This is a genomic window from Rothia sp. HSID18067 (assembly GCF_003989445.1).
GTDB lineage: Bacteria > Actinomycetota > Actinomycetes > Actinomycetales > Micrococcaceae > Rothia > Rothia aeria.
On record NZ_RBMF01000001.1, the window covers coordinates 690,214 to 711,916 of the forward strand.

Consider the following 21,703-nt stretch of genomic DNA (forward strand, 5'->3'; position numbering starts at 1 on the left):
CATGCCGTGGTGGTTCTGGGTTCTGCTGTGGGGTGCGCTGAGTATTACCGCCCTGCTGTTTTTGGCGTTTCTTGGGTATAGGGCGCTCGTGAGGGGGTTTACTCTCCTTGATGATGTGACCACGTGGGCTGAATCAATTGAACAAAGTTTTGACGACGCCGAGGCGAATGTGCGCCGCAAAATACCCGCCGAGCAAACCTTGGGGATTTTCACCCCGGTATCTGCGGCATACAATAACTATGAACAAGGTAAACAGACACGCAGGTCTGAGCGGATCAAGCGACGGGTCTCCCGACGAGATCGACTCGGCCAACCTCAAAATATCGGAGACCTGCTCTAACATAGAAAGGTTCACACCTTATGGGTCAGATTTTTAGCCATCCGGCGACCATTATCGTTGTTATCCTCCTCATTGTCCTGCTTTTTGGCGCCCCGAAGTTGCCCGGTATGGCGCGTAGCCTAGGCCAGTCGATGCGTATCTTCAAGTCTGAAGTTGAGGGTATGAAGAGTGACGGTAAAGAAGCCAAAAAAGATGGTGAAGGCAAGAAAGATGAAACCGTCACCGCCGAGGTTGTGGATAACGGTAAGTTCGACGCCAAGTAGCTGAAAACTTTAGAACCGTTCGGCCCGCACTTGTTAAACCCCTGTTTAACGGGTGCGGGTTAGTGGTAATCTAAAGTAGTTTCGGGGCGCACCGGGTTACCGGCCACCCCGCATGAGGTAGAACATGCTCAACGCTGTACGTGCAGGGCACCGGTAGTGCCCGTACAGAGGCCAGAAAATCTGAAGTAGCGAGGACACGATGGCAAAGCCTGATCAGGATGTGCGCAGCCGCAAAAGCAATCCCGAGGCGCGCATGGAACTTAAGGAGCATCTGCGTGAGTTCCGGGACCGTCTCATTAAAGCAGCTATCGCCACCCTTATCGCGGCAATATTATCGGTTATTTTCCTTTACCAGCCGTTCATTAACGCCATCTCCCAGCCGCTGATCGAAATCAACGAGCAGCAAGGCCGCCACGCCACCCTGAATTACTCGACCATCGCGTCCCCGTTCGATCAGCTCATGCGCGTGGGCATGTACATTGGTTTGGTGCTGGCTTCCCCGGTGTGGCTGTACCAGGGGTTGCGGTACCTACTGCCAGCGCTGCACGCGAAAGAGAAAAAGTACCTGTTCGGGTTCCTTTCCGGTTCACTGTTCGCTTTCGCCTGCGGTGTGGCGATCTCCTGGTGGACGCTGCCAGGGGTTGTGCGAGCGCTGACCATGTTCACCCCCAGCCGGGCCGAAAACATTATTGCCGCCAACGACTACATCGCGTTCGTGGTTAAGTTCATGTTCTTCTTCTCCTTAGCGTTCGTGATCCCCGTGATCCTGGTGGGTATTAATATGCTTGGGCTGATCCGCGGTAAAACCGTGCTGAAGTCCTGGCGGTGGGTGGTGGTGCTCGTGGCTGTTATCGCCGCCATGACCGCCCCAGGCACCGACATTATGATGATGTTCTACCTCATGGCACCGCTGCTGGCGTTCTTCTTCATCGCCATCGGCATCTGCCTCATTAATGACAAGCGCCGCGACCGTCGTGAGGCGAAACTTGCCAAGGGTATGACCGAAGAATCGATCAAGACCGCAACCAGTGCCGAAGACCTCGCCGCGATGGGCCATTTCGAAAAGGATGAGGCGAAGAGCTAGCCCGCTCCATTGCGCACACAGCCCCGGATAACCTGCACGTTTTCCGGGGCTTTACTGCACCGGTTTTACCACCCCTGGCTTTACATACGCCCCGGCGGATACCCGGTTTTTGGGGGTTGGCGCACCGGTAGAATAGAACCATGCCGAATAACGAGAACACCAGCTACGCCGCACAGTACCAGGCGGCTCAACAACGCGCCGCCCACGCAAAAACCGCCCTAGCGGCCTTCGAGAAAAACCTGGGGTTCCCGCTGGATGATTTTCAGCAAAGCGCATGCCGCAGTGTAGAGTCCGGTCGGGCGGTGCTTGTGGCTGCCCCCACCGGTGCCGGCAAAACCGTGGTGGGGGAGTTCGGTATCTACCTGGCGCTGCGCAAACGTCTCAAAGCTTTCTACACCACCCCCATCAAGGCGCTCAGCAACCAGAAGTACCACGATTTTGTGCGAGAGTACGGTGAAGAGACCGTGGGGTTACTTACCGGGGATACGAGCATTAACGCCGAGGCCCCTGTCCTTGTGATGACCACCGAGGTGCTGCGCAATATGCTCTACGCCGATTCGCCCACCCTTGAGGGGCTCGGGTACGTCATCCTGGACGAGGTGCACTACCTTGCCGACCGGTTCCGCGGCGCCGTCTGGGAAGAGGCGATTATCCACCTTCCCGAACACGTCACTGTTATCTCCCTCTCCGCGACCGTCTCTAACGTCGAAGAGTTCGGGGCTTGGCTCGATACGGTGCGCGGCGGCACCGACGTCATTGTCTCGGAGCACCGGCCTGTGCCTCTATGGCAGCACATGCTGGTCGGCAACCAAATCGTGGATCTTTTCACCCCCGACCCGGAGGAGAGGGCATCGGGTGCCCGCCGCGCTACGAAACGCCCCCGAAAAGACGCCGACGAGCACACCGCACCCGCCGGGATGCGTCTGAACCCGCAGCTCAAACAGCTCCGGCCCGGTTACGGGGCTGACCGGGGTTACCGTGGCCGCGGCGGCAAACGTGAACGGTTCCGCCGCACCCGCAAACACCACAGCACCGCCCAAACGTTCAAGGACAGCCGCCGCACACCCCACGCCGCACAGGACAACCCCCTGCGCCCGCACCGTATTTCCCGCCCGGAGATGGTACGCACTCTCGATAAAGCAGGGCTCCTTCCGGCCATCTGCTTCATCTTCTCCCGCGCCGGGTGCGACGGTGCCGTCACCCAGTGCATCGACGCCGATCTGATGCTCACCACCGACGAGCAGCAGCGAACCATCCGCGCATACATCGCCGAAGCCACCGCGCACCTTGACACCCGAGACCTCAACACCCTCGGCTACTATGAATGGCGAGAAGGGCTCCTTCGCGGCATCGCCGCACACCACGCCGGGATGCTGCCGCTCTTCAAAGAAACCGTCGAAACGCTTTTTACCACCGGCCTCATTAAACTTGTCTTCGCTACCGAAACCCTCGCCCTTGGCATTAACATGCCCGCCCGCACCGTCATCCTCGAAAAACTCACCAAATACAATGGTGAAACCCACGTAGATATCACCCCCGGCGAATACACCCAGCTCACCGGACGTGCAGGCCGGCGCGGCATCGACATTGAAGGCCACGCCGTTATCGCCTGGCGTCCCAACACCACCGCAGCGCACGTCGCATCCCTCGCCTCCACCCGCACCTACCCGCTGAACTCCTCATTCCGGCCCACCTACAACATGGCGGCAAACCTCATCGCAACCTACGGGGCAGAACGCACCCGGAAAATCCTCGAATCTTCCTTCGCCCAATTCCAGGCCGACAAATCCGTCGTCGGCGTCGCAGCCCGCGTACGCAAAAACGAAAACGCCCTCGCCGGATACCACGAATCCATGCGCTGCCACCTCGGCGACTTCGCCGAATACTTCGCATTACGCCGAGACATCAGCGCCCTCGAAAAGAAAGCAGAAAAAACAAACCAGCGCCACGCCCGCACCCAAGCGCACCAGAGTATCCAAGAACTACTGCCCGGAGACATCATCCACATCCCCACCGGGCGCCTGCGCGGATACGCCGTGGTCACCACCCGCGCCGAATCCAACACCGACCCCCGCATCGGAATACTCACCGAAGACGCCCACACCCGCACCGCAACCCCCCGCGACTTCGAAGGTATTATCGACCCCGTCTCACGCATCAAACTCCCCAAACGGCTCACCCTCAAAACCCCCAAAGAACGCCGCGACACCGCCTCGCGCATGCGCCAAGCCCTCATCGACCACAAACCCCCACGCGAGACCAAACACCGCACCATCACCGAACGCCCCAACGGGCTACAAGAACAGTTAGAAACCCTACGCACCAAAATGCGTAACCACCCCTGCCACGGGTGTTCCGAGAGGGAAACCCACGCACGCTGGGCCGAACGCTGGTACAAGCTCAACTCTGATACCGACGGGCTCCGCCGCCAAATAGCCCGCCGCACCAACACCATCGCCCACGTCTTCAACCGCATCGCACAACTACTGACCAGCTACGGGTACGTCAACCGCGCCACCGACGGCGAGCTCACCCTCACCAGCACCGGCCAAAGCCTACGGCGCATCTACGGCGACAAAGACCTCCTCACCTGCCTCTGCCTCGAAGCAGGATTTCTCAACACCCTCGATCCCGCCGCCATCGCCGCAACCATCGCCGCCCTCACCTACCAAGGAAAACGCGACACCATCGAACACCTGCCCCGCTACCCCCACCCCTCCCTACGCGAAAGCATCACCACCATAAACCGTGAACTTGCACGGCTAAACGCCTCAGAAGAAGAACACAAACTCCCCCAAACACCCGCCTGCGACTTCGGGCTCGTAGAACCCATCTACGCCTGGGCACGCGGCGCACACCTCGCCAAAGCCCTCGAAAACACTGACCTCACCGCAGGCGACTTCGTCCGCTGGGCAAAACAAGTCATCGACTCCCTCGACCAGATCACCCACATCAACGGCATCAACGCCGATTTACGCGCCCGCTGCGAAAAAGCCATCATCCTCATCCGCCGCGGCGTCATCGCCCTCGACATCTAACCTAAACCACCCCACCAGCGAACCCTAAGGACAAACACCATGACCATACGTGTACTCCTCAACGGCAGCATCTACACCCCAGCAGACCCCTACGCCACCGCCATACTCACCGAACACGGAACCGTCCGCTGGGCAGGCTCCGACGCCGGGGCACGCTCCATCACCGACAACACCATGGAAACCATCGACCTCAACGGCCGACTCGTCACCCCCACCTTCACCCGCGCCCTCGCACCCGTCACGGGAAAAACCACCGCCGAAATCCTCACCTACCTCACCACCGCACACCACGCCGGATACCACACCCACACCCTCACCACCGACCCCAACACCCTACAGCCGCTCATCGAAGCAGCCCAACAATTCGCCAGCACCCACACCACCGCCGACCTGCGGATCCTCCTCACCAACACCCCGCCGCACGCCCTCATAGAAACCATCACCCACACCCACGAAACCCTCAACGGCACCCCACTAACCCTCGCCGGCCTACACGCCAACACCCCAACAGAAGCCCAACACCTCGCTGACACCGCAGCCCAAACGCAGCTAACGCTCTGCATCAACGCACACCCGCACCTCACCCAAGCAGCCGCCGCCGCACAAACCATCCGTCGCACCCACCCGCACCTCACCCTACGCCTCGACACCATAAAAACCACACCCGAAGAAACCCTCAACGACCAAGAACTTCAGGCGCTCGCTAACTCACGTATCAGCCTCGGCCTACAAACCACCGCAGAGAACGCAGACCTCGCCCGCCGCGCAAACACCATCGGGACCCCCATCAGCATCGGCTCAGACCCCACACTCGACGCGCCACTAGGCTGGCAAGCAGTCAAAATATTCGCCACCGCCCCCCACGGAATCTCCGCACGCTCCGCCTTCGCCGCACTCACCCGCAGCCCCCACCGTGCGCTCGCCGACGCTAACCCCTTCGCCGGTCAGCTCGCCCCCGACACCCCCGCCAACCTCGCCATCTGGAATGTCACCGAACTCATGGTACAAGCCCCCGACTCACGCGTAGCCTCATGGAGCACCGACCCCCGCGCCCGCATCCCGCTGCTGCCAGCCCTCGACGTACCGTTACCCACGCTAGAGCGCCTCTACACCCAGGAACAATAAAAACCCGCCCCCAGCCCCACCAACACCCCGAAATACATGTGAACAAACTGAAAATTTACCTAAAACACCCCCGCATCAAACACCCAATAGCAGCGCCCCACACCACAACCGGTATACTTGACCCCTAGGAGAAAGTTTTTACAATCCCACTCGCATTTAAGAACTCAGGGAGATTTATGCGCGTACTTACCGTTATTCCCACATACAATGAAAAAGAAAACCTTCCGGTCGTAGTGGAGCGCCTGCGCAAGGCAGCCCCCGAAGTCGATATCCTCGTTGTCGACGACAACAGTCCCGACGGCACCGGACAAATCGCCGACGACATGGCAGCCAAAGACCCCCAAATCCACGTACTGCACCGCACCGTCAAAGACGGCCTCGGCGGCGCATACCTCGCAGGATTCGACTGGGGCCTCGCCGAAGGCTACGAAATACTCATCGAAATGGACGCAGACTGCTCCCACCAGCCCGAGCAGCTGCCCTCACTCGTGCGCGCCGTAGAAGCCGGTGCAGATCTAGCCATCGGATCCCGGTACGTGCCCGGCGGCAAAACCAAAAACTGGCCCATCCACCGCCAGATCCTCTCCCGCGGCGCGAACCTCTACACTCGCACGATCCTCGGCACCAAAGTCAAAGACATCACCGCAGGCTTCCGCGCCTACCGCCGCGACGCACTCCAGCGGCTCAACCTCGACGGCATCGACTCCAAAGGCTACGTCTTCCAAGTTGACCTCGCCTGGCGTTCAGAACAAGCCGGACTCAAAATCGTCGAAGTACCCATCACCTTCGTCGAACGCGAAATCGGAGCCTCAAAAATGACCGGCAACATCATCTTCGACTCAATGCGCAAAGTCACCAGCTGGGGCCTCACAAACCGAGTAAACACACTCAAGAAAAAATTCGGCAAATAAAGCCCCACACCTCAATAGGGTGCCCGAAACCACACAGGCCGGGCACCCTATGCGTGTCCCCAACCCACACACGCCATCCAGCAGGGGAGAAGAACCACCACACCCTCACAAAAGCACCCGCCGAGCCAACCCATACAGCATCGCCTCCAAACCCACCGCAAAAGCATCCTCCGCCGGGGCAACAGCCCCACCCCGCAACATCCGATACGCCTCCTGCAAACGCGGATAATCGCCCCCAGCAACAGCAGGATCAAAAACGTGATCAGGCGCATTCGCATCCAAAGCGGCCCCCAAAAGAAACGCCTCCAACGCCTCAACCACACTCAGCGCCCGCTCCTGCGGACACCCAAACGCCGCCAGCGCCTCCAACACCAGCTCATACATCCGCAAAGTCTGCGGAGCCCACCCCACCGGAGTCAACGCCAAAGCCGCCACCAACTCCGCGCTCTCACTAAAAGCATCCCGATAAGAAACACCCCAGGCACCAAAAGCAGAAACCCACAACTCAGTCTTCGCCTCCACCGTAAGCTCCCGCTCAGCAATAACCACAACAGCCTCCCGCAAAGAATCCACCCGAATTTCACTAACCACCGCATCACTAACAGCCCCCAAAACCTCATCACGAGACTGGAAATGGTTATAAAGAGACGACGGCGCCACTCTCAACTCCCGCGCCAACGCACCCATCGTAAAATTCCCATCCCGCGCAAGAAGCCGACGAGCTTGACGAGCGATCTTTGAAGCACTCAACACCGTAGAAGACGGACGCCCCACACGCCGCGAAGAAGAAAAACTCACACTACACCCCACATATCTTTCGCTATAAATTTTAATCTCAAAAACCCTCCCAATAACCGAAACACACAGGTAAAACCCACAGATTTTACGCCCCAAGAAATCACCAACTTCAATTTATTTGTGTTCTGGGATACACTAAAACGAACAGAATTCGTTTTTAGAATTCGCCAAGCGAAAGGTGTAAGAACCGTGATACCCAAAGATGCAACCACGACCGAACTAACCCGCGACGTTGCAATCATCGGCGCGGGCCCCTCCGGACTAACCGCCGCATACCGCCTGCAACAAGCAGGCCACACCGTAGCCGTCATCGAAGCACGCGAACGTGTAGGCGGCCGCACCTGGAGCAACCACATCAACGGCGCATTCCTAGAAATCGGCGGCCAATGGGTCTCACCCGACCAGACCGCCCTAATCTCCCTCATTAGCGAACTAGGCCTCAAAACCTTCTCCCGCTACCGTGATGGCGAAAACCTCTACCGCGACCCCAACGGCACCATGCACCGCTACACGGGAGACATGTTCCCCGCCAATGAAAAAACCCAACAGGAAATGGTGCGCCTCATTGAAAAACTAGATGCGCTCGCCGCTGAGATTGGGGCGCAGCAGCCGTGGGCCCACCCCAAGGCCCGTGAGCTTGACACCATCAGTTTTCACCATTGGCTCCGCACGCAGTCGGATGACGAAGAAGCCTGCAATAATATTGGGCTTTTTATTGCCGGAGGCATGCTCACCAAACCGGCTCACGCATTCTCGGCGCTGCAGGCGGTACTAATGGCAGCTTCGGCTGGGTCGTTCTCAAATCTTGTTGATGAAGATTTTATTCTGGATAAGCGTGTGGTGGGCGGTATGCAATCCGTCTCTTTGGCTCTTGCGCAGAAGGTAGGGGCTGAGAATATTATCTTGGGTCATCCGGCACGTGTTCTGCGGTGGCAGGAGCCGGGGGAGTACCCGGTGCGTGTTGAGGCTGAGGCATTCTCGGAAGACGGCGTGGCTTCCCCTGCCGATAACGTTATTGTGCGCGCTAAATATGTGGTGGTGGCGGTTCCGCCGAACCTGTATTCCCGTGTTCATTTCGTACCCGCGTTGGATCGCCGTCAGCATCAGATGCATCAGCACCAGTCGCTGGGGCTTGTTATTAAGGTGCACGCCGTGTACCCCACTCCTTTCTGGCGTGATAAGGGTCTTTCAGGTACCTGTTTCGCCGCTAATAACCTGGTGCAGGAGATTTACGATAACACCAACTATGACCCGCAGACCGACCAGGAAGAGTCACGCGGCACGCTGGTAGGTTTCGTCTCAGATGAGGCAGCCGACAAAATGTTCACTATCAGTGCTGAGGAGCGTAAGGCTCGGATTCTTGATTCTATGGCTCAGATGCTGGGGGAGGAAACGAAAAACCCCATCGTGTACTACGAATCTGACTGGGGCGCCGAGGAGTGGACCCGCGGGGCATATGCTGCTAGCTACGATTTGGGTGGTTTGCACCGGTATGGTGCTGATCAGCTCACCCCGGTTGGGCCGATTTACTGGTCATGCTCTGATATTGCTTCTGATGGCTACCAGCATGTAGATGGTGCGGTACGAATGGGGGAGAAGACCGCAGCCACGCTGGATGCGAAGCTCAAATAGTCACCTCGTAAGAGCACACACGGGTAGCTTTACTGGGTGCATCTGAATACTAGGGTGCGCCCAGTAGAGCTACTGAATTTACGGATGGGAAATATGAAGTACGTTGTAGGGTATTCTCCTGATGCGCGTGGTCGTGCCGCGTTGAATTTAGGCACGGTCTTAGCCCGCTCTTTGGGGGCCGAGTTAAACGTTGTGTACGTTATTAAGCCGCAGAACCCTCGCCTTGCAGCTCCCAAATCAAACTTTGGTGACCTACTTCAGGAGCAGGCGGTGGGTTGGCTGGAAGAGGCGCAATATTTGGTGCCCACCGATGTGAAAGCGCGTTTTCATTTGCGTCGCGCTGATTCTGCGGTTGCGGGTCTTATGGAGTTAGCCGGAGCTATTGACGCAGGACTGATTATTGTGGGCGGCGGCAATAGCGGCAATTGGTTATGGCACTCTTTGGGGGCAGTGGGAAACGCGCTTTTACACCGTTCCCGTGTGCCTGTTGCCTTAGCGCCGCGTGATTACAGCGCGGATCACGTCATTAATCAGATTGATTGTGCAATTTCTCCTGATATTGATTCGATTAACCTCGTGGAAGAGGCTATCGCCACCCAGAATCGAACGGGTTTACCGGTGCGTTTAGTTTCGTTGTATGAGCAAAACGGGGCAGCGGATGACGAGTTGTACCGGGCGAGTATTGAAGATTTGGTGGAACAGTCAAACGTTGCACCGCAAAACCCGCAGCAGCTAAGTATCGCAGTGGGTGCTGGGACCACGATCGTGGAGGCAGTGGATTCTGTGCACTGGGATGAGAACGCTATTTTAATGGCGGGCTCTTCCAAACTGGCTCAGCGCGGCGAGTTGTTCCTGAGTTCTACAACCGCGAAGATTATGACTAAGCTGCCTATCCCGCTGGTGGTTGTCCCACGCGATTACCATCCAGGGCGTAAAGGGTCGCAGCAGCAGCCGTGGACGGGTTCCATACCGGTCATTGAGTAGCCGCAGGGCATTGTTATATTTCGGTAGCGCATTTATTGCTAAAAGGAGAGAATATATGAGCGTAAATGTTGAGGCACTGGTGGCGAAGGTGCCTACAGGTTTGCTGATTGGCAGCTCGTGGCGGCCCAGCTCATCGGATGAAGTATTCGATGTTATTAACCCGGCAACGGAAGAGAAACTTGCCGCTGTATCGTCGGCCACGAGTGAGGATGCGGTTGCGGCTCTGGATGCCGCGTGTGCGGTACAGCAGCAGTGGGCTGCTACATCGCCACGTGAACGCGCCGAGATTCTGCGCCGCGTATATGAGCTAGTCATTGCACGCGCCGACGATTTCGCTACCTTAATGACCCTTGAGATGGGTAAGCCTCTGGCGGAATCTCACGGGGAGGTTGTCTACGGTGCCGAGTTTTTGCGCTGGTTCTCGGAGGAAGCTGTACGTGATTATGGCCGATACCACCCCACTCCAGAGGGTAAGAACCGCGTCCTGGTAGCCCGCAAACCTGTTGGTCCGTGCCTGCTGATCACTCCGTGGAATTTTCCGTTGGCAATGGCTACTCGTAAGGCGGGTGCAGCGATTGCTGCCGGGTGCACCATAGTTCTTAAGCCTGCACGTCTTACTCCGCTAACGTCCCAGTATTTCGCACAGACTATGCTGGATGCCGGTTTACCCGCGGGGGTGCTTAATGTGGTGCCTTCAGCCTCAGCTTCAGCTATTTCGGAGCCTTTGTTGGCTGATCAGCGGCTGCGTAAGCTCTCGTTTACCGGGTCCACCCCTGTTGGTAAGGCGCTTTTGGCTGCGGCAGCTCAGAATGTTTTGCGTACTTCGATGGAGCTGGGCGGTAATGCACCGTTTATTGTCTTTGAGGACGCGAATATTGCTGAAGCCGTTGAGGGTGCTATGGGCGCCAAGATGCGCAATATGGGGGAGGCGTGCACTGCCGCCAACCGGTTCTTGGTGCATGAGTCGGTAGCTGAGGAATTCTCCGCCCGGTTAGCCGCTAAAATTGGGGCTCTTAAGGTAGGAAACGGTCTTGATTCGGACACCACGTGCGGGCCGCTCATTGAGCAGAAAGCGGTGGATTCTGTATCTGAACTTGTGCAGGATGCGCTGGAACGCGGCGCACGTGCGATGGTGGGGGGACACACTATAAACGGTTCGGGATACTTCTATGCACCTACAGTACTGGTGGATGTTCCCCGTGATGCCCGTGTGATCCGTGAGGAAATTTTTGGCCCGGTAGCTCCTGTGCTGACGTTTACGACCGAACGGGAGGCGGTGCAGTTGGCGAATAGCACCGAGTATGGTTTGGCTTCCTATGTGTTCACAAGTGATACGTCCCGTGCCCTGCGGATGGCTGACTGTCTAGAGTTCGGCATGATGGGGCTGAACGTGGGGGTGATGTCGAATGCTGCGGCCCCGTTCGGTGGGGTGAAGCATTCCGGTTTGGGTCGTGAAGGTGCCGCCGAAGGTATCGCTGAGTACACCTACACCCAGTACATTGGGGTGAGGGACCCGTACGTGGGATAGTTTCGTATCGGCACAAGTACCTCATATTTCTTTTAGGGTTCGCCGCACTCTGGTTGGTGTGGCGGGCACACACAAAAAGCTATCGCGTTAAGGCGCGGTTGCTCTAACAACCCGAAGGAGAGACGTTATGAAGCGCTTGAAGAATTTTATAAATGGCGAGTTCGTTGATTCGGCCTCGGCTGAGGAGCTGGAGGTTGTTTATCCGGTCACCGGTGAGACGGTGGCTCTTGCCCCGGTTTCTACTGCGGATGAAGTGGATGCAGCCATGCGGGCGGCGCAGGAGGCGTTTAAGACATGGAAACATACCACTCCAGCCGATCGTCAGCTAATGCTTCTGAAGCTTGCAGACGCGTTGGAAAAGAACGCGGATGCTCTGGTTGAAGCGCAGCATCGTAATACCGGCCAGCCGCGTGAGATGATTCGGGACGAGGAGGTGCTGGCCGGGGCAAACCAGGTTCGTTTCTTCGCTGGCGCAGCCCGCACCTTAGAGGGTAAGGCTGCTGCCGAGTATATGGAGGGGCATACGTCGTATGTGCGGAGGGAACCCGTGGGTGTTGTAGCCCAAGTCACCCCTTGGAACTATCCGTTGATGATGGCACTGTGGAAAATCGGCCCCGCCTTAGCCGCTGGTAATACGGTGGTGCTGAAGCCTTCGGATACCACCCCAGAGTCTACGTTAGAGCTGGCGAAGCTTATCGCCGATATTTTCCCAGCTGGGGTTTTTAATGTTGTGCTCGGTACTGGCGCTACGGGCGCTGCGATGGTTAATCATCCAGCCCCCGCGATGGTGTCTATCACCGGGTCGGTGCGGGCAGGCCGGGCGGTGGCTACCGGTGCGGCTGCTGGGTTGAAGCGTTCGCATCTTGAGCTGGGTGGTAAGGCCCCGGCGGTTGTTTTTGCGGATGCAGATTTGCCGCGCACCGCCCGTATGCTGGCTGATTTCGGGTATTTTAACGCTGGCCAGGATTGTACTGCTGTCACTCGTGTGCTGGTTCAGGATAGCGTTTATGAGCAGTTCCGCGATCTTCTGGTCGCTGCCGCTCGGGATACAGTCACTGGCAACGAGGACGATTCGAAGAATTTCTATGGGCCGTTAAATAACGTGAACCATTTCAATACTGTGATGGGTAAGCTCAAGGGCCTGCCTGGGCATGTGACGGTCGAGACGGGCGGTAAGCAGTGCGGCACCCGCGGGTTCTTTATTGAGCCCACTGTATTGAGCGGTGTACACCAGGACGATGCCATCGTGCAGGAGGAAACTTTCGGCCCGGTGCTCACTCTTCAGCCGTTTACGACTGAGCAGGAGGCTATCAATCTGGCGAATGATGTGGAGTATGCGCTGGCTTCTTCGGTGTGGACTTCGAACCATGGTACGGCAATGCGTGTGTCCCGGGACCTGGATTTCGGAGCCGTATGGATTAACACGCACGTGTTGCTGACCGCTGAAATGCCTCATGGTGGGTTTAAGTTCTCCGGCTATGGCAAGGATCTTTCGCTGTATTCGGTGGAGGAGTACACCCGTGTGAAGCACGTCATGAGCGATTTGAGCGCATAATCCCACCCTTTTGCCAGCCTCTTGCACCTTCGGGCGGGGTGCTGGTGCCTTCTATCCCTTCAGCGTGTTAATCCGAAGCGGTGCGGGCGTATTAGCGCCTGCGCCGCAGGGTTGGCTGCATCCATAAATATTAGTGCGCGCAATATGTTCTGCGCGCCACCTATGAAAGGTGTTCTCATGGTAGAGATGTATCGTCTTCCGCAAGATATTAAACTTACAGGTGAATTTCCCGGGCCTGTTTCACGTGCCTTGGGACAGCGCCGTTCTGCGGCGGTTCCAGCCTCGGTGGCTTCTGGTATGCCGGTGTATGCGGTGGATGCGGATGGCGGCGTTATCGTTGACGCAGATGGTAATTCTTGGGCCGATCTGGGCTCCGGTATTGCCGTTACAAGCGTCGGCGCTTCAGCCCCGAAGGTTGTTCAGGCTGTTCAGGAGGCGGTTGCCCATTTCACGCACACCTGTTTTATGGTGACCCCGTATGAGGGGTATGTAGCTGTTGCTGAGAAGCTGAATGAGTTAACCCCTGGCAATTTTGAGAAGCGCTCTGTACTTTTTAATTCCGGCGCCGAGGCCGTGGAGAACGCTGTCAAGATTGCCCGTGCGGCCACCGGCCGTAACGCTGTGGTGGTTTTTGACCACGCATACCACGGGCGCACCAACCTGACAATGGCGCTGACCGCTAAAGCTGCCCCCTATAAGAAGGGGTTTGGCCCGTTCGCTCCGGAGATCTACCGCGCCCCAATGAGCTACCCGTACCGTGACGAGCCGACAATGGACGGTAAAGAAGCGGCACAGCGCACGATTGATGTGATCGAAAAGCAGATTGGTTCAGAGTATGTTGCCGCCATTGTGCTAGAACCGATTCAGGGTGAAGGCGGTTTCATTGTGCCTGCGGAGGGGTTCATGCCTGCCCTGGTTTCGTGGGCTCATGAGAAGGGCATCGTGTTCATCGCGGATGAGGTTCAGTCCGGTTTCTGTCGTACTGGCAAATGGTTTGCCAGCGAGTATGAGGGGGTTGAACCTGATCTGGTAACAACCGCCAAAGGGATTGCTGGTGGTATGCCGCTTTCAGCAGTAACTGGCCGTGCGGAGCTTTTTGAAAAGGTTCAGCCGGGCGGTTTGGGCGGCACCTACGGCGGAAACCCGGTGTCATGTGCTGCGGCTCTTGCCGCTATTGAAACTATGCAGGAGTGGGATTTGAATGCCCGCGCGCTACGTATTGAGGAGATTGTGACGGCAAAGCTGACTCCTTTGGTTGAGGAGTTAGATATCGTAGGTGATTTCCGTGGCCGTGGTGCCATGCTGGCCTTAGAGTTTGTGGCTGATTCCATTTCTAAAGCTCCGCACCCTACGGCGGCTAAGGATGTGGCAGCTTATTGCCGGGATCATGGCGTACTGATTCTTACCTGCGGCACGTACGGTAATGTGGTGCGACTCCTACCGCCTTTGGCGATGCCTGATGAGCTATTAGAACAGGCTATGGATATCCTTGTGGCAGGAATTCGTGATGTAGCCTAGTACGTTTATTGGTAAAGCCCCGGTATTTCTCGCGGCCGGGGCTTTACCATACCTAATTTATTTTGCATCACATATACCAATATTTAGTTTGCAGATTACATATCATTTACCGCGATATCTTGCCTCACATATTTTATGTATAAAATAAAACAATCACTAGTGATGTCACTTACAGTTTAAAATTTCTAGTATAATCTTAACTCCATAAGATGAATCACATATTGAGCAGGTCGCTATGAGCACACACCCATCTAGCGATGAGATAGCTCCGAAAGGAGAGGCACCTTGACTCAGAATAGTCAGTCTCATAAACAGTCTAATCCTCACGGGCAGGTCCATATTCAGGACGCTGCACCAGCGCACCCTCATGGCGCTATAGATACCAGCGCCGCCAATAAGAAGGGGCTTTCTTCCGGATCCGTTTCTCTCTTTGGGTCTATTATTATTGGTATTTCTGTGGTTGCCCCAGCATATTCTTTGTCCGGGGCACTAGGGCCTGTAGGGGCTGTTGCAGGTGAGCATATGCCTGCTATCTTCCTGATCGGTTTCATCCCCATGCTTTTAGTGGCCATCGGGTACCGAGAGCTCAATGCTGCTATGCCCGATGCAGGAACCACCTTCACATGGACCACCAAAGCATTTGGCCCGTGGGTCGGATGGATTGGGGGCTGGGCGCTTCTTGCTGCTACTATCTTGGTTCTCTCGAACTTGGCAGGGATCGCTGTTGATTTCTTCTACCTAGCCCTTTCACAGGTTTTCTCAAACCCTGATCTGGCTACTCTATCCAGCAATAACCTCATTAATATTGGAACTTTCTTAGTATTTATGGCTTTCGGATGCTATATCACCTACCGCGGCCTAGATGCCACCCAGAAAATCCAAACTGTATTTATTATTTTCCAGCTTGTAGTTCTCGCTATCTTTGCTATCGTTGCTCTCTATAAGGCCATCACTGGAGGGGGTTTCGCTAATTTATCCCCAACCTTTGAATGGTTTAACCCGTTTGGAGTTGAATCTTTCTCAGCCTTTTCATCCGGTATTTCTCTTGTGTTCTTTATTTACTGGGGCTGGGACGCGGTGCTCACCATGAATGAGGAGACAGAAGGGGAGCACACCACCAGCGGGCAGGCCGCGGTGGGAACCATTTTAACTGTGGTTCTTCTCTATCTGCTTATCTCAGTTGGCACCCTAGCTTTCGCAGGCACCTCATCGGAAGAGCTGGGACTGGGCAACCCTGACAACCAGGAGAATATTTTTGCTGCTCTCTCCGGCCCTGTCTTGGGGGCTCTTGGCATTATGATGTCGTTTGCAGTGCTGATTTCTGCCCTTGCCTCTTTGCAATCAACCGCTGTGTCGCCAGCCCGCACGCTGCTGGCAATGGGCTATTACAAGGCTCTGGGGCCCAAGTTCGCGAATATTAGCCCTAAATTCCAGTCCCCAAGCTACGCAACGCTTGCTTCCTGTTTAATCGCTACACTGTTTTACGTTCTTATGCGTTTTATCTCTACATCTGTCCTGTGGGATACAATCTCTGCGCTGAGCCTCATGGTATGCCTGTACTACGGGATTACAGCGTTCGCATGCGTATGGTATTTCCGTAAAATTTCGTTTTCTTCAGGGGTTAAGGAATTCTTGAATAAGTTCCTTTTCCCGCTGCTGGGCGGCATTATGCTTCTAGTGTTCTTTGCACGAACCAGCTACGATTCGATGGATCCCGGATACGGGTCAGGTTCCGAGATTGGGGGAGTCGGGCTTGTTTTCTGCTTGAGCGTAGCAATACTTATTCTGGGGCTGTGTGTTATGACATATCAGCGGTGTGTTCGCCCAGCGTTCTTTAAAGGAAAGATCCCTATGGAAGTTGAGCACATGATCGAATAGGATTACAGGCAGTTTGAAACTGTCCTTTCAAGCTTAAATAGCTAAGGCGGTAACCCGCATACACGCGGGTTACCGCCTTAGCTATTTCCCATAAAATCTATTACGAGATTGCGAAGTGAGACCGATAGTACTGCAGCCGGTCTTCTAGGGTTTTCTCCAGCTCTTCAATGCTACGGCGTTCCATGAGCATATCCCAGTGGGTACGAACTGGTTTCTCGTCCTCTGCGGAGGAACCGCTGTCGCCATTTACAAGGAACGCTTCTTTACCAGATTTAGCAGTCCAAGTCTGGGGGATTTCAGCTTCGGCCGCGAAGGTCACAAATACCCGGTCGCCGTCGGCGGTACGGTATTCAACACGCTGGCGAGGTGCAGGCTGTACGTTCGATTCGGTTTCCATGGACTGGGAGCCAAGGCGCATACCGCGCAGGCTACGATCGCTCACTTATTCCTCCAATAGCCGGTGTGGTTTGATGCTTATAGGCATCCGTGCATAACGTCAGGCGGGGGAGAGAGTTTCCCTCGAACGTTTGAAACATCCATTATATCGGGAAATCTTGTCTCCACCCGCCTGCAGTTCACTATAGGCGTTTTAAACGGCTATTTTTTAGAAACCGGAACCACCATTGAGATCATCACCGGCATGCTTAGGTTTGGTGATATTTACGGGTGCGTCCTTAAGATCAGATACCGGCAGGGTCCCGAAAGCATTACCCAATCCGCGCAGTGCATCACCAAGCTCGGTCGGAATAAACCAGAGCTTATTGGCCTGCCCGTCAGCCAGCTTAGGCAGCGTCTGCAGGTACTGGTATGTCAGCAGCTGCTGGCTGGGGTTCGACTGGTGAATAGCCTCGAACACCTTGCGCACAGCGTCAGCTTCACCATCTGCCCTGAGCACAGTCGACTGTGCGTCACCTTCTGCACGAAGAATCTGCGCTTGTTTTTCACCTTCTGCACGCAGAATTGCGGCACGGGATTCACCCTCTGCCGTGAGGATATCGGACTGTTTCTTACCTTCTGCAGTAAGAATAGCGGCACGACGGTCACGTTCTGCACGCATCTGCTTCTCCATCGAGTCTTGGATGGAGTGCGGCGGCTGGATCTCTTTAATATCGACGCGGGAGATACGCAGGCCCCAGCGACCAGTGGTTGAATCGAGAACGCCACGCAGCTCGGTGTTAATCTGATCGCGGGAGGTGAGAGCCTGTTCGAGGTTTAGCCCACCCACCACGTTACGCAGGGTTGCGCTCGTTAGTTCATCTACCGCACGAATGTAGTTAGTAATCTCGTAGGTCGCGGCTTTAGGATCGGTCACCTGGAAGTAGACCACGGTGTCGATGCCAACCACGAGGTTATCTTCGGTAATCACAGACTGTGCGGGGAATGAAACAACCTGTTCACGCAAATCGATTAGCGGCAGCAGCCGATCCAAGAAAGGGATCACAATATGTAAACCAGGATGGAAAGTAGTGTGGTACCTACCCAAGCGCTCAACGATACCCGCACGAGCCTGAGGGATCACCCTGATAGTTCGTATTAAAGCGATGACCACGAAGATCACCAGTGCTATACCAATAATGGTTAGAATGTTAAACACTCTAGATATTCCTCCTTAGAGCAAAATCCAAATTTTCGAATATATTATCGAATTTTGGAGCGGTGATTAAATAGGGTTAGCTAGGGGAGTAGAGGCTGCTCCTGAATAGTTCCAACGATGGCGGTAGCTCCGTCAATCTCTACAACACGCGCTTTGCCTCCGGCGGGTATAGTCCCTAGAGTTGAACGGGCACTCCATATATCGCCTTCAAGGCGCACCAATCCGCCATCAGCGGTGACAGCCTGTACAACTTCAACTTCCTGGCCTAACAGTGCAGCAACATTAGTAGTGTTTTCAGGAGTATTTTTATTCAACCGTGCCAGCAAACGGGGTCGGAGTATAAAAACTAAGAGCACGCCAACAACGCAGAAAACTATGCATTGGCCGATGAATGTCTGGTTAATGGGAGTTGATGCGCTTGTGACCAATGCCGCAACAGAGAACATCAGGAACACTAAGTCCAGTGAGAGAACTTCAATCAGCGCCAGCAAAATGGCTATCACAAGCCACAAAGCCCATGGTGTAGCTATGAACCAGTCAAGCATTGATTTCCTCCTCATTGCAGGTTCAATGATGGGCTTTGGGTTAGGAGCCCACTGGAAGCATTATCCCATGAGCAATATCACCAATCAATGATTTACAGCTGATACCAAGGTTCCTATAAAACCGATAATATACATTATGTAAAGTAAAGCTAAAATTCACTACCCCATCAAGCTGATATCTACGCCTTCTTGACCTTCTCGGTGCGTCCTGCCTAGCGCCTGTGGAACACACCGTACTCACCCAACGCCATTAAATCCTGGTTCCGCTTCTATAGATGTTGGCCTTTACATGACTGCGAATTCAGCACCTGCACGAGAACATAACCGATACAATCGATGCATCAGGATTTTCCAGTTTCTTCCCTAGAAAGATGTTCCTTATGCGCTCCCGTGATCCTCAGTTAAGCCGCGATACTCTCAAGAATGCCACGGCGTCTCGGGGCGTTCCTATTGCGGTCTCTGCACTCATAGATTTTGTCGTGGTGATTCTCTTTGCCTTCATCGGTGTGAAGAATCATGGGTACTCCCTTGATCATGTTTTTGAAGCCGCTCGACCCTTTCTGATTGGTGTGGCCTGTGTATGGTTTGTCTTTATTTTTATGTCTGTTTTCAAGACCGGTAAGCGTCCTAAAAACCTGTGGGTTCAGGGCTTGTGTGCTTGGTGTGGAACTCTTGCCGTCGGCCATATCCTACGGGCAGTGGCTACCGGTGAGATTGCGCAGATTAGCTTTATCATTGTCTCTATCTGCGCCTTGGGCGTGTTATTTTTCACCTGGCGGGCGGTCGCAGCTCTGGTGCTTAAACTAAATACCCGAAAAAAGAAATAACCCTACTCCCCCTGAACATAAACATTCAACCTTAACGTGAAGGTGTGAAAAACCGGCAAGTCTTTCGCACCTTCACGATATTTAGCTGACGAATATGCTACTTATTCTATTCCGCTGCTGCACGACTAAAATCGATCCATCGATTCAAGACACTGTCAGCTGCACCAGAGTCAATGGATTCCCGTACGTCTGCAAGTGCCTGAGTATAGCGCTCGTCGAAAGCGCCTTCATCGGAGTCCCGGTAGGCTGTTAAACCAGCCGCCGCATTAATCAGTACCGCATCACGGATAGGACCCAGCTCTCCCCCGTTTCCACCTTCTCCAGCAAGAATGGCCCGAAAAATTGTGGCGTTATATTGGGCGTCCCCGCCCCGTAAAGCCTCCAGTGGGGCATGGCGCACTCCATAGTCGCTTGGGGTGAACGTATATTCTTTAAGTTCACCTGCAGAGGCTTCCCACAACTGTGAGGATGTGGCGATGCTTAACTCATCCAACCCATCATTACCACGGAAAATTATGGCGTGATCCCCCCGGTCAGCAAAAACCTGGGCTATCTTAGGGGCCATTTCCTGGTGCGCAGCCCCAATAGCAGAGGACCGCACCCGAGCCGGGTTTGTCATGGGCCCCAGGTAGTTAAACGCAGTAGGAATACCCAGCGCACGGCGGGTTGGCCCCACAAAACGCATTGCCGGATGAAAAGTCATAGCGAAAAGGAACGTAATACCCGTCTTCTGAGCGCATTCCGCAACAGACTCGATGGGCATATCAAGGCGGATTCCCAAGGCCTCCAAAACATCAGCAGAACCAGATTTAGAAGTGGATGCACGGTTTCCATGCTTAACCACGGTGGCTCCAGTGCCAGCAATAACGAGAGCTGCCATTGTTGAGATGTTTACGGTATTCTGCTGGTCTCCCCCGGTGCCAACAATATCGACAGCGTCCGGGCCAATATTCACCTTTTCGGCTTTGGCAAGCATACCGCGCGCCAAAGCCCCTAATTCGGCAGGGGTCTCCCCTTTCATATGCAGCGCCGTCAGAAAAGAGGCTAACACCGATTCGGGGGTTGCTCCGGTCATTATCTGATTCATGGCCCAGTCAATCTGGTCCACGGTGAGGTCAATGTTTTTTATCAGCTGGTTGAGGATCTGCTTCCAGCTCAAAGGCTCAGATACAGTAGCGTTCATACTCTCGATTCTAAGCCCTACATACAAAACAACAGGTTTTGTGCATCTCCCCTACCGCTCTACACAGCCCAAAGATTCACCGGCGCCTGGCAACTAACCGGAACATTACAAAAACTGCAGAGTCATCGCGGAAGCCAAAATCCGCGAATTCTTGGGGTTTTTCTAGGTAATTTTTAACGTATTTAGGGTTTTAAGGCATATGTCTTTGGTTCCAAGCCGGTTTTAGCGACATAATGTCTATGTGACAACTGTAACCGTTAACCCCAAGAAACCAGCACATCCGGCTCTGAACAGGCCCAACACGGTGGCTATTGGCACCGTGGTGTGGCTCGCCTCTGAGCTGATGTTCTTCGCTGGTCTTTTTGCCATGTACTTCACGCTCCGCGCGTCACGCCCAGATATTTGGGAAGATAACGTGCACAAGCTGAACGTGACTTTCGCACTGATCAACACCATCATTCTTGTGCTTAGCTCCGTCGCCTGCCAAATGGGCGTTTTTGCTGCAGAGCAGCTCAAGCCCCGCCGCACTGGTTCCTTGTTAAATGTCAAGGCATGGGGCATGGCCGAGTGGTTCGTGTTGACCTTCATTATGGGCGCTATCTTCGTGGCCGGGCAGGCTTACGAATATGCAACCTTGGTATCCGAAGGCGTCACTATTGCATCCAGCGCATATGGTTCTGCCTTCTACATCACCACAGGTTTCCACGCTCTCCACGTGACCGCCGGTCTGGTGGCTTTCCTCCTGATTATTGGTCGCGCCTACGTCGCTAAACGCTTCGGCCATTACGAAGCGACCAGTGCCATTGTGGTCTCGTACTACTGGCACTTTGTCGATGTTGTGTGGATCGCTCTTTTCTTTGTTGTCTACTTCGTGAAGTAGCGACAAGCGCCCCGTCCTTA

At 55.0% G+C, this 21,703-nt stretch carries 19 protein-coding genes; 14 read left to right on the forward strand and 5 right to left on the reverse strand.

The window, feature by feature from the left end; translation table 11 throughout:
• Position 1: 1 nt before the first annotated feature.
• The 6 genes from D8M23_RS03055 (at position 2) to D8M23_RS03080 (ending at position 6,761) form a co-directional block, all read left to right on the forward strand.
• Positions 2–340, forward strand: coding sequence for a hypothetical protein (locus D8M23_RS03055; RefSeq protein ID WP_006887286.1), 339 nt, complete (start codon positions 2–4; stop codon positions 338–340).
• 20 nt (positions 341–360) lie between these two features.
• Positions 361–603, forward strand: a complete 243-nt coding sequence (gene tatA, locus D8M23_RS03060; RefSeq protein WP_126853630.1) for a Sec-independent protein translocase subunit TatA — start codon at positions 361–363, stop codon at positions 601–603.
• A gap of 199 nt (positions 604–802) precedes the next feature.
• Positions 803–1,687: a twin-arginine translocase subunit TatC gene (gene tatC, locus D8M23_RS03065; RefSeq protein ID WP_126853632.1), complete on the forward strand. Its 885-nt coding sequence runs from the start codon at positions 803–805 to the stop codon at positions 1,685–1,687.
• Positions 1,688–1,827: 140 nt separating this feature from the next.
• The gene (locus tag D8M23_RS03070) at positions 1,828–4,725 is read left to right on the forward strand and encodes a DEAD/DEAH box helicase (protein ID WP_126853634.1); all 2,898 of its coding nucleotides are present in this window, start codon (positions 1,828–1,830) and stop codon (positions 4,723–4,725) included.
• Positions 4,726–4,764: 39 nt separating this feature from the next.
• Positions 4,765–5,850 carry an amidohydrolase gene (locus D8M23_RS03075; RefSeq protein WP_126853636.1) on the forward strand — a complete coding sequence of 362 codons (1,086 nt, stop codon included), beginning with the start codon at positions 4,765–4,767 and terminating at the stop codon, positions 5,848–5,850.
• 176 nt (positions 5,851–6,026) lie between these two features.
• Positions 6,027–6,761 (forward strand): polyprenol monophosphomannose synthase, encoded by a 735-nt coding sequence (locus tag D8M23_RS03080; protein ID WP_023133068.1) that lies wholly within the window; start codon positions 6,027–6,029, stop codon positions 6,759–6,761.
• Positions 6,762–6,866: 105 nt separating this feature from the next.
• On the opposite strand, the gene D8M23_RS03085 is transcribed toward D8M23_RS03080, so the two are convergent.
• Positions 6,867–7,559 (reverse strand): TetR/AcrR family transcriptional regulator, encoded by a 693-nt coding sequence (locus D8M23_RS03085; RefSeq protein ID WP_238693741.1) that lies wholly within the window; start codon positions 7,557–7,559, stop codon positions 6,867–6,869.
• Positions 7,560–7,748: 189 nt separating this feature from the next.
• Here D8M23_RS03085 and D8M23_RS03090 point away from each other — a divergent pair, with 189 nt between their 5' ends.
• The 6 genes from D8M23_RS03090 to D8M23_RS03115 all read left to right on the forward strand — a co-directional run bounded on the left by D8M23_RS03090 (position 7,749) and on the right by D8M23_RS03115 (position 16,654).
• The gene (locus D8M23_RS03090) at positions 7,749–9,191 is read left to right on the forward strand and encodes a flavin monoamine oxidase family protein (protein WP_126853639.1); all 1,443 of its coding nucleotides are present in this window, start codon (positions 7,749–7,751) and stop codon (positions 9,189–9,191) included.
• Between the two features lie 93 nt (positions 9,192–9,284).
• Complete coding sequence (locus D8M23_RS03095) at positions 9,285–10,175, forward strand: universal stress protein (protein WP_081697419.1); 891 nt, start codon at positions 9,285–9,287, stop codon at positions 10,173–10,175.
• A 55-nt stretch (positions 10,176–10,230) separates the two neighbouring features.
• Positions 10,231–11,703, forward strand: coding sequence for an NAD-dependent succinate-semialdehyde dehydrogenase (locus D8M23_RS03100; RefSeq protein ID WP_126853641.1), 1,473 nt, complete (start codon positions 10,231–10,233; stop codon positions 11,701–11,703).
• Between the two features lie 127 nt (positions 11,704–11,830).
• Positions 11,831–13,258 carry a gamma-aminobutyraldehyde dehydrogenase gene (locus tag D8M23_RS03105; RefSeq protein ID WP_126853643.1) on the forward strand — a complete coding sequence of 476 codons (1,428 nt, stop codon included), beginning with the start codon at positions 11,831–11,833 and terminating at the stop codon, positions 13,256–13,258.
• Positions 13,259–13,435: 177 nt separating this feature from the next.
• Positions 13,436–14,776 (forward strand): 4-aminobutyrate--2-oxoglutarate transaminase, encoded by a 1,341-nt coding sequence (gene gabT, locus D8M23_RS03110; protein ID WP_174234601.1) that lies wholly within the window; start codon positions 13,436–13,438, stop codon positions 14,774–14,776.
• Positions 14,777–15,061: 285 nt separating this feature from the next.
• A complete protein-coding gene (locus D8M23_RS03115; RefSeq protein ID WP_126853647.1) occupies positions 15,062–16,654 on the forward strand; it encodes an APC family permease in 1,593 nt (530 codons plus the stop codon).
• A 100-nt stretch (positions 16,655–16,754) separates the two neighbouring features.
• Here D8M23_RS03115 and D8M23_RS03120 read toward each other — a convergent pair whose 3' ends face one another.
• The 3 genes from D8M23_RS03120 to D8M23_RS03130 form a co-directional block, all read right to left on the reverse strand.
• Complete coding sequence (locus tag D8M23_RS03120; RefSeq protein WP_006887345.1) at positions 16,755–17,096, reverse strand: RNA polymerase-binding protein RbpA; 342 nt, start codon at positions 17,094–17,096, stop codon at positions 16,755–16,757.
• Between the two features lie 162 nt (positions 17,097–17,258).
• Positions 17,259–18,239 carry an SPFH domain-containing protein gene (locus D8M23_RS03125; protein ID WP_051121976.1) on the reverse strand — a complete coding sequence of 327 codons (981 nt, stop codon included), beginning with the start codon at positions 18,237–18,239 and terminating at the stop codon, positions 17,259–17,261.
• Between the two features lie 89 nt (positions 18,240–18,328).
• The gene (locus D8M23_RS03130) at positions 18,329–18,751 is read right to left on the reverse strand and encodes an NfeD family protein (RefSeq protein WP_238693742.1); all 423 of its coding nucleotides are present in this window, start codon (positions 18,749–18,751) and stop codon (positions 18,329–18,331) included.
• A gap of 422 nt (positions 18,752–19,173) precedes the next feature.
• Between D8M23_RS03130 and D8M23_RS03135 the strand changes: the two genes are divergently transcribed.
• The gene (locus D8M23_RS03135) at positions 19,174–19,620 is read left to right on the forward strand and encodes a DUF3054 domain-containing protein (RefSeq protein WP_006887343.1); all 447 of its coding nucleotides are present in this window, start codon (positions 19,174–19,176) and stop codon (positions 19,618–19,620) included.
• Positions 19,621–19,726: 106 nt separating this feature from the next.
• Here D8M23_RS03135 and trpD read toward each other — a convergent pair whose 3' ends face one another.
• Complete coding sequence (gene trpD / locus D8M23_RS03140) at positions 19,727–20,803, reverse strand: anthranilate phosphoribosyltransferase (RefSeq protein WP_126853649.1); 1,077 nt, start codon at positions 20,801–20,803, stop codon at positions 19,727–19,729.
• A 241-nt stretch (positions 20,804–21,044) separates the two neighbouring features.
• Between trpD and ctaE the strand changes: the two genes are divergently transcribed.
• Entirely contained in the window at positions 21,045–21,683 is a 639-nt protein-coding gene (gene ctaE / locus D8M23_RS03145) for an aa3-type cytochrome oxidase subunit III (RefSeq protein ID WP_006887270.1), read from the forward strand.
• The last annotated feature ends 20 nt before the right edge of the window (positions 21,684–21,703 follow it).

Bases quoted from the DNA above. Each gene is read 5' to 3' on its own strand.
- D8M23_RS03055 (WP_006887286.1), top strand. From the start codon at position 2: ATGCCGTGGTGGTTCTGGGTTCTGCTGTGGGGTGCGCTGAGTATTACC.
- tatA (WP_126853630.1), top strand. From the start codon at position 361: ATGGGTCAGATTTTTAGCCATCCGGCGACCATTATCGTTGTTATCCTC.
- tatC (WP_126853632.1), top strand. From the start codon at position 803: ATGGCAAAGCCTGATCAGGATGTGCGCAGCCGCAAAAGCAATCCCGAG.
- D8M23_RS03070 (WP_126853634.1), top strand. From the start codon at position 1,828: ATGCCGAATAACGAGAACACCAGCTACGCCGCACAGTACCAGGCGGCT.
- D8M23_RS03075 (WP_126853636.1), top strand. From the start codon at position 4,765: ATGACCATACGTGTACTCCTCAACGGCAGCATCTACACCCCAGCAGAC.
- D8M23_RS03080 (WP_023133068.1), top strand. From the start codon at position 6,027: ATGCGCGTACTTACCGTTATTCCCACATACAATGAAAAAGAAAACCTT.
- D8M23_RS03095 (WP_081697419.1), top strand. From the start codon at position 9,285: ATGAAGTACGTTGTAGGGTATTCTCCTGATGCGCGTGGTCGTGCCGCG.
- D8M23_RS03100 (WP_126853641.1), top strand. From the start codon at position 10,231: ATGAGCGTAAATGTTGAGGCACTGGTGGCGAAGGTGCCTACAGGTTTG.
- D8M23_RS03105 (WP_126853643.1), top strand. From the start codon at position 11,831: ATGAAGCGCTTGAAGAATTTTATAAATGGCGAGTTCGTTGATTCGGCC.
- gabT (WP_174234601.1), top strand. From the start codon at position 13,436: ATGGTAGAGATGTATCGTCTTCCGCAAGATATTAAACTTACAGGTGAA.
- D8M23_RS03135 (WP_006887343.1), top strand. From the start codon at position 19,174: ATGCGCTCCCGTGATCCTCAGTTAAGCCGCGATACTCTCAAGAATGCC.
- trpD (WP_126853649.1), bottom strand. From the start codon at position 20,803: ATGAACGCTACTGTATCTGAGCCTTTGAGCTGGAAGCAGATCCTCAAC.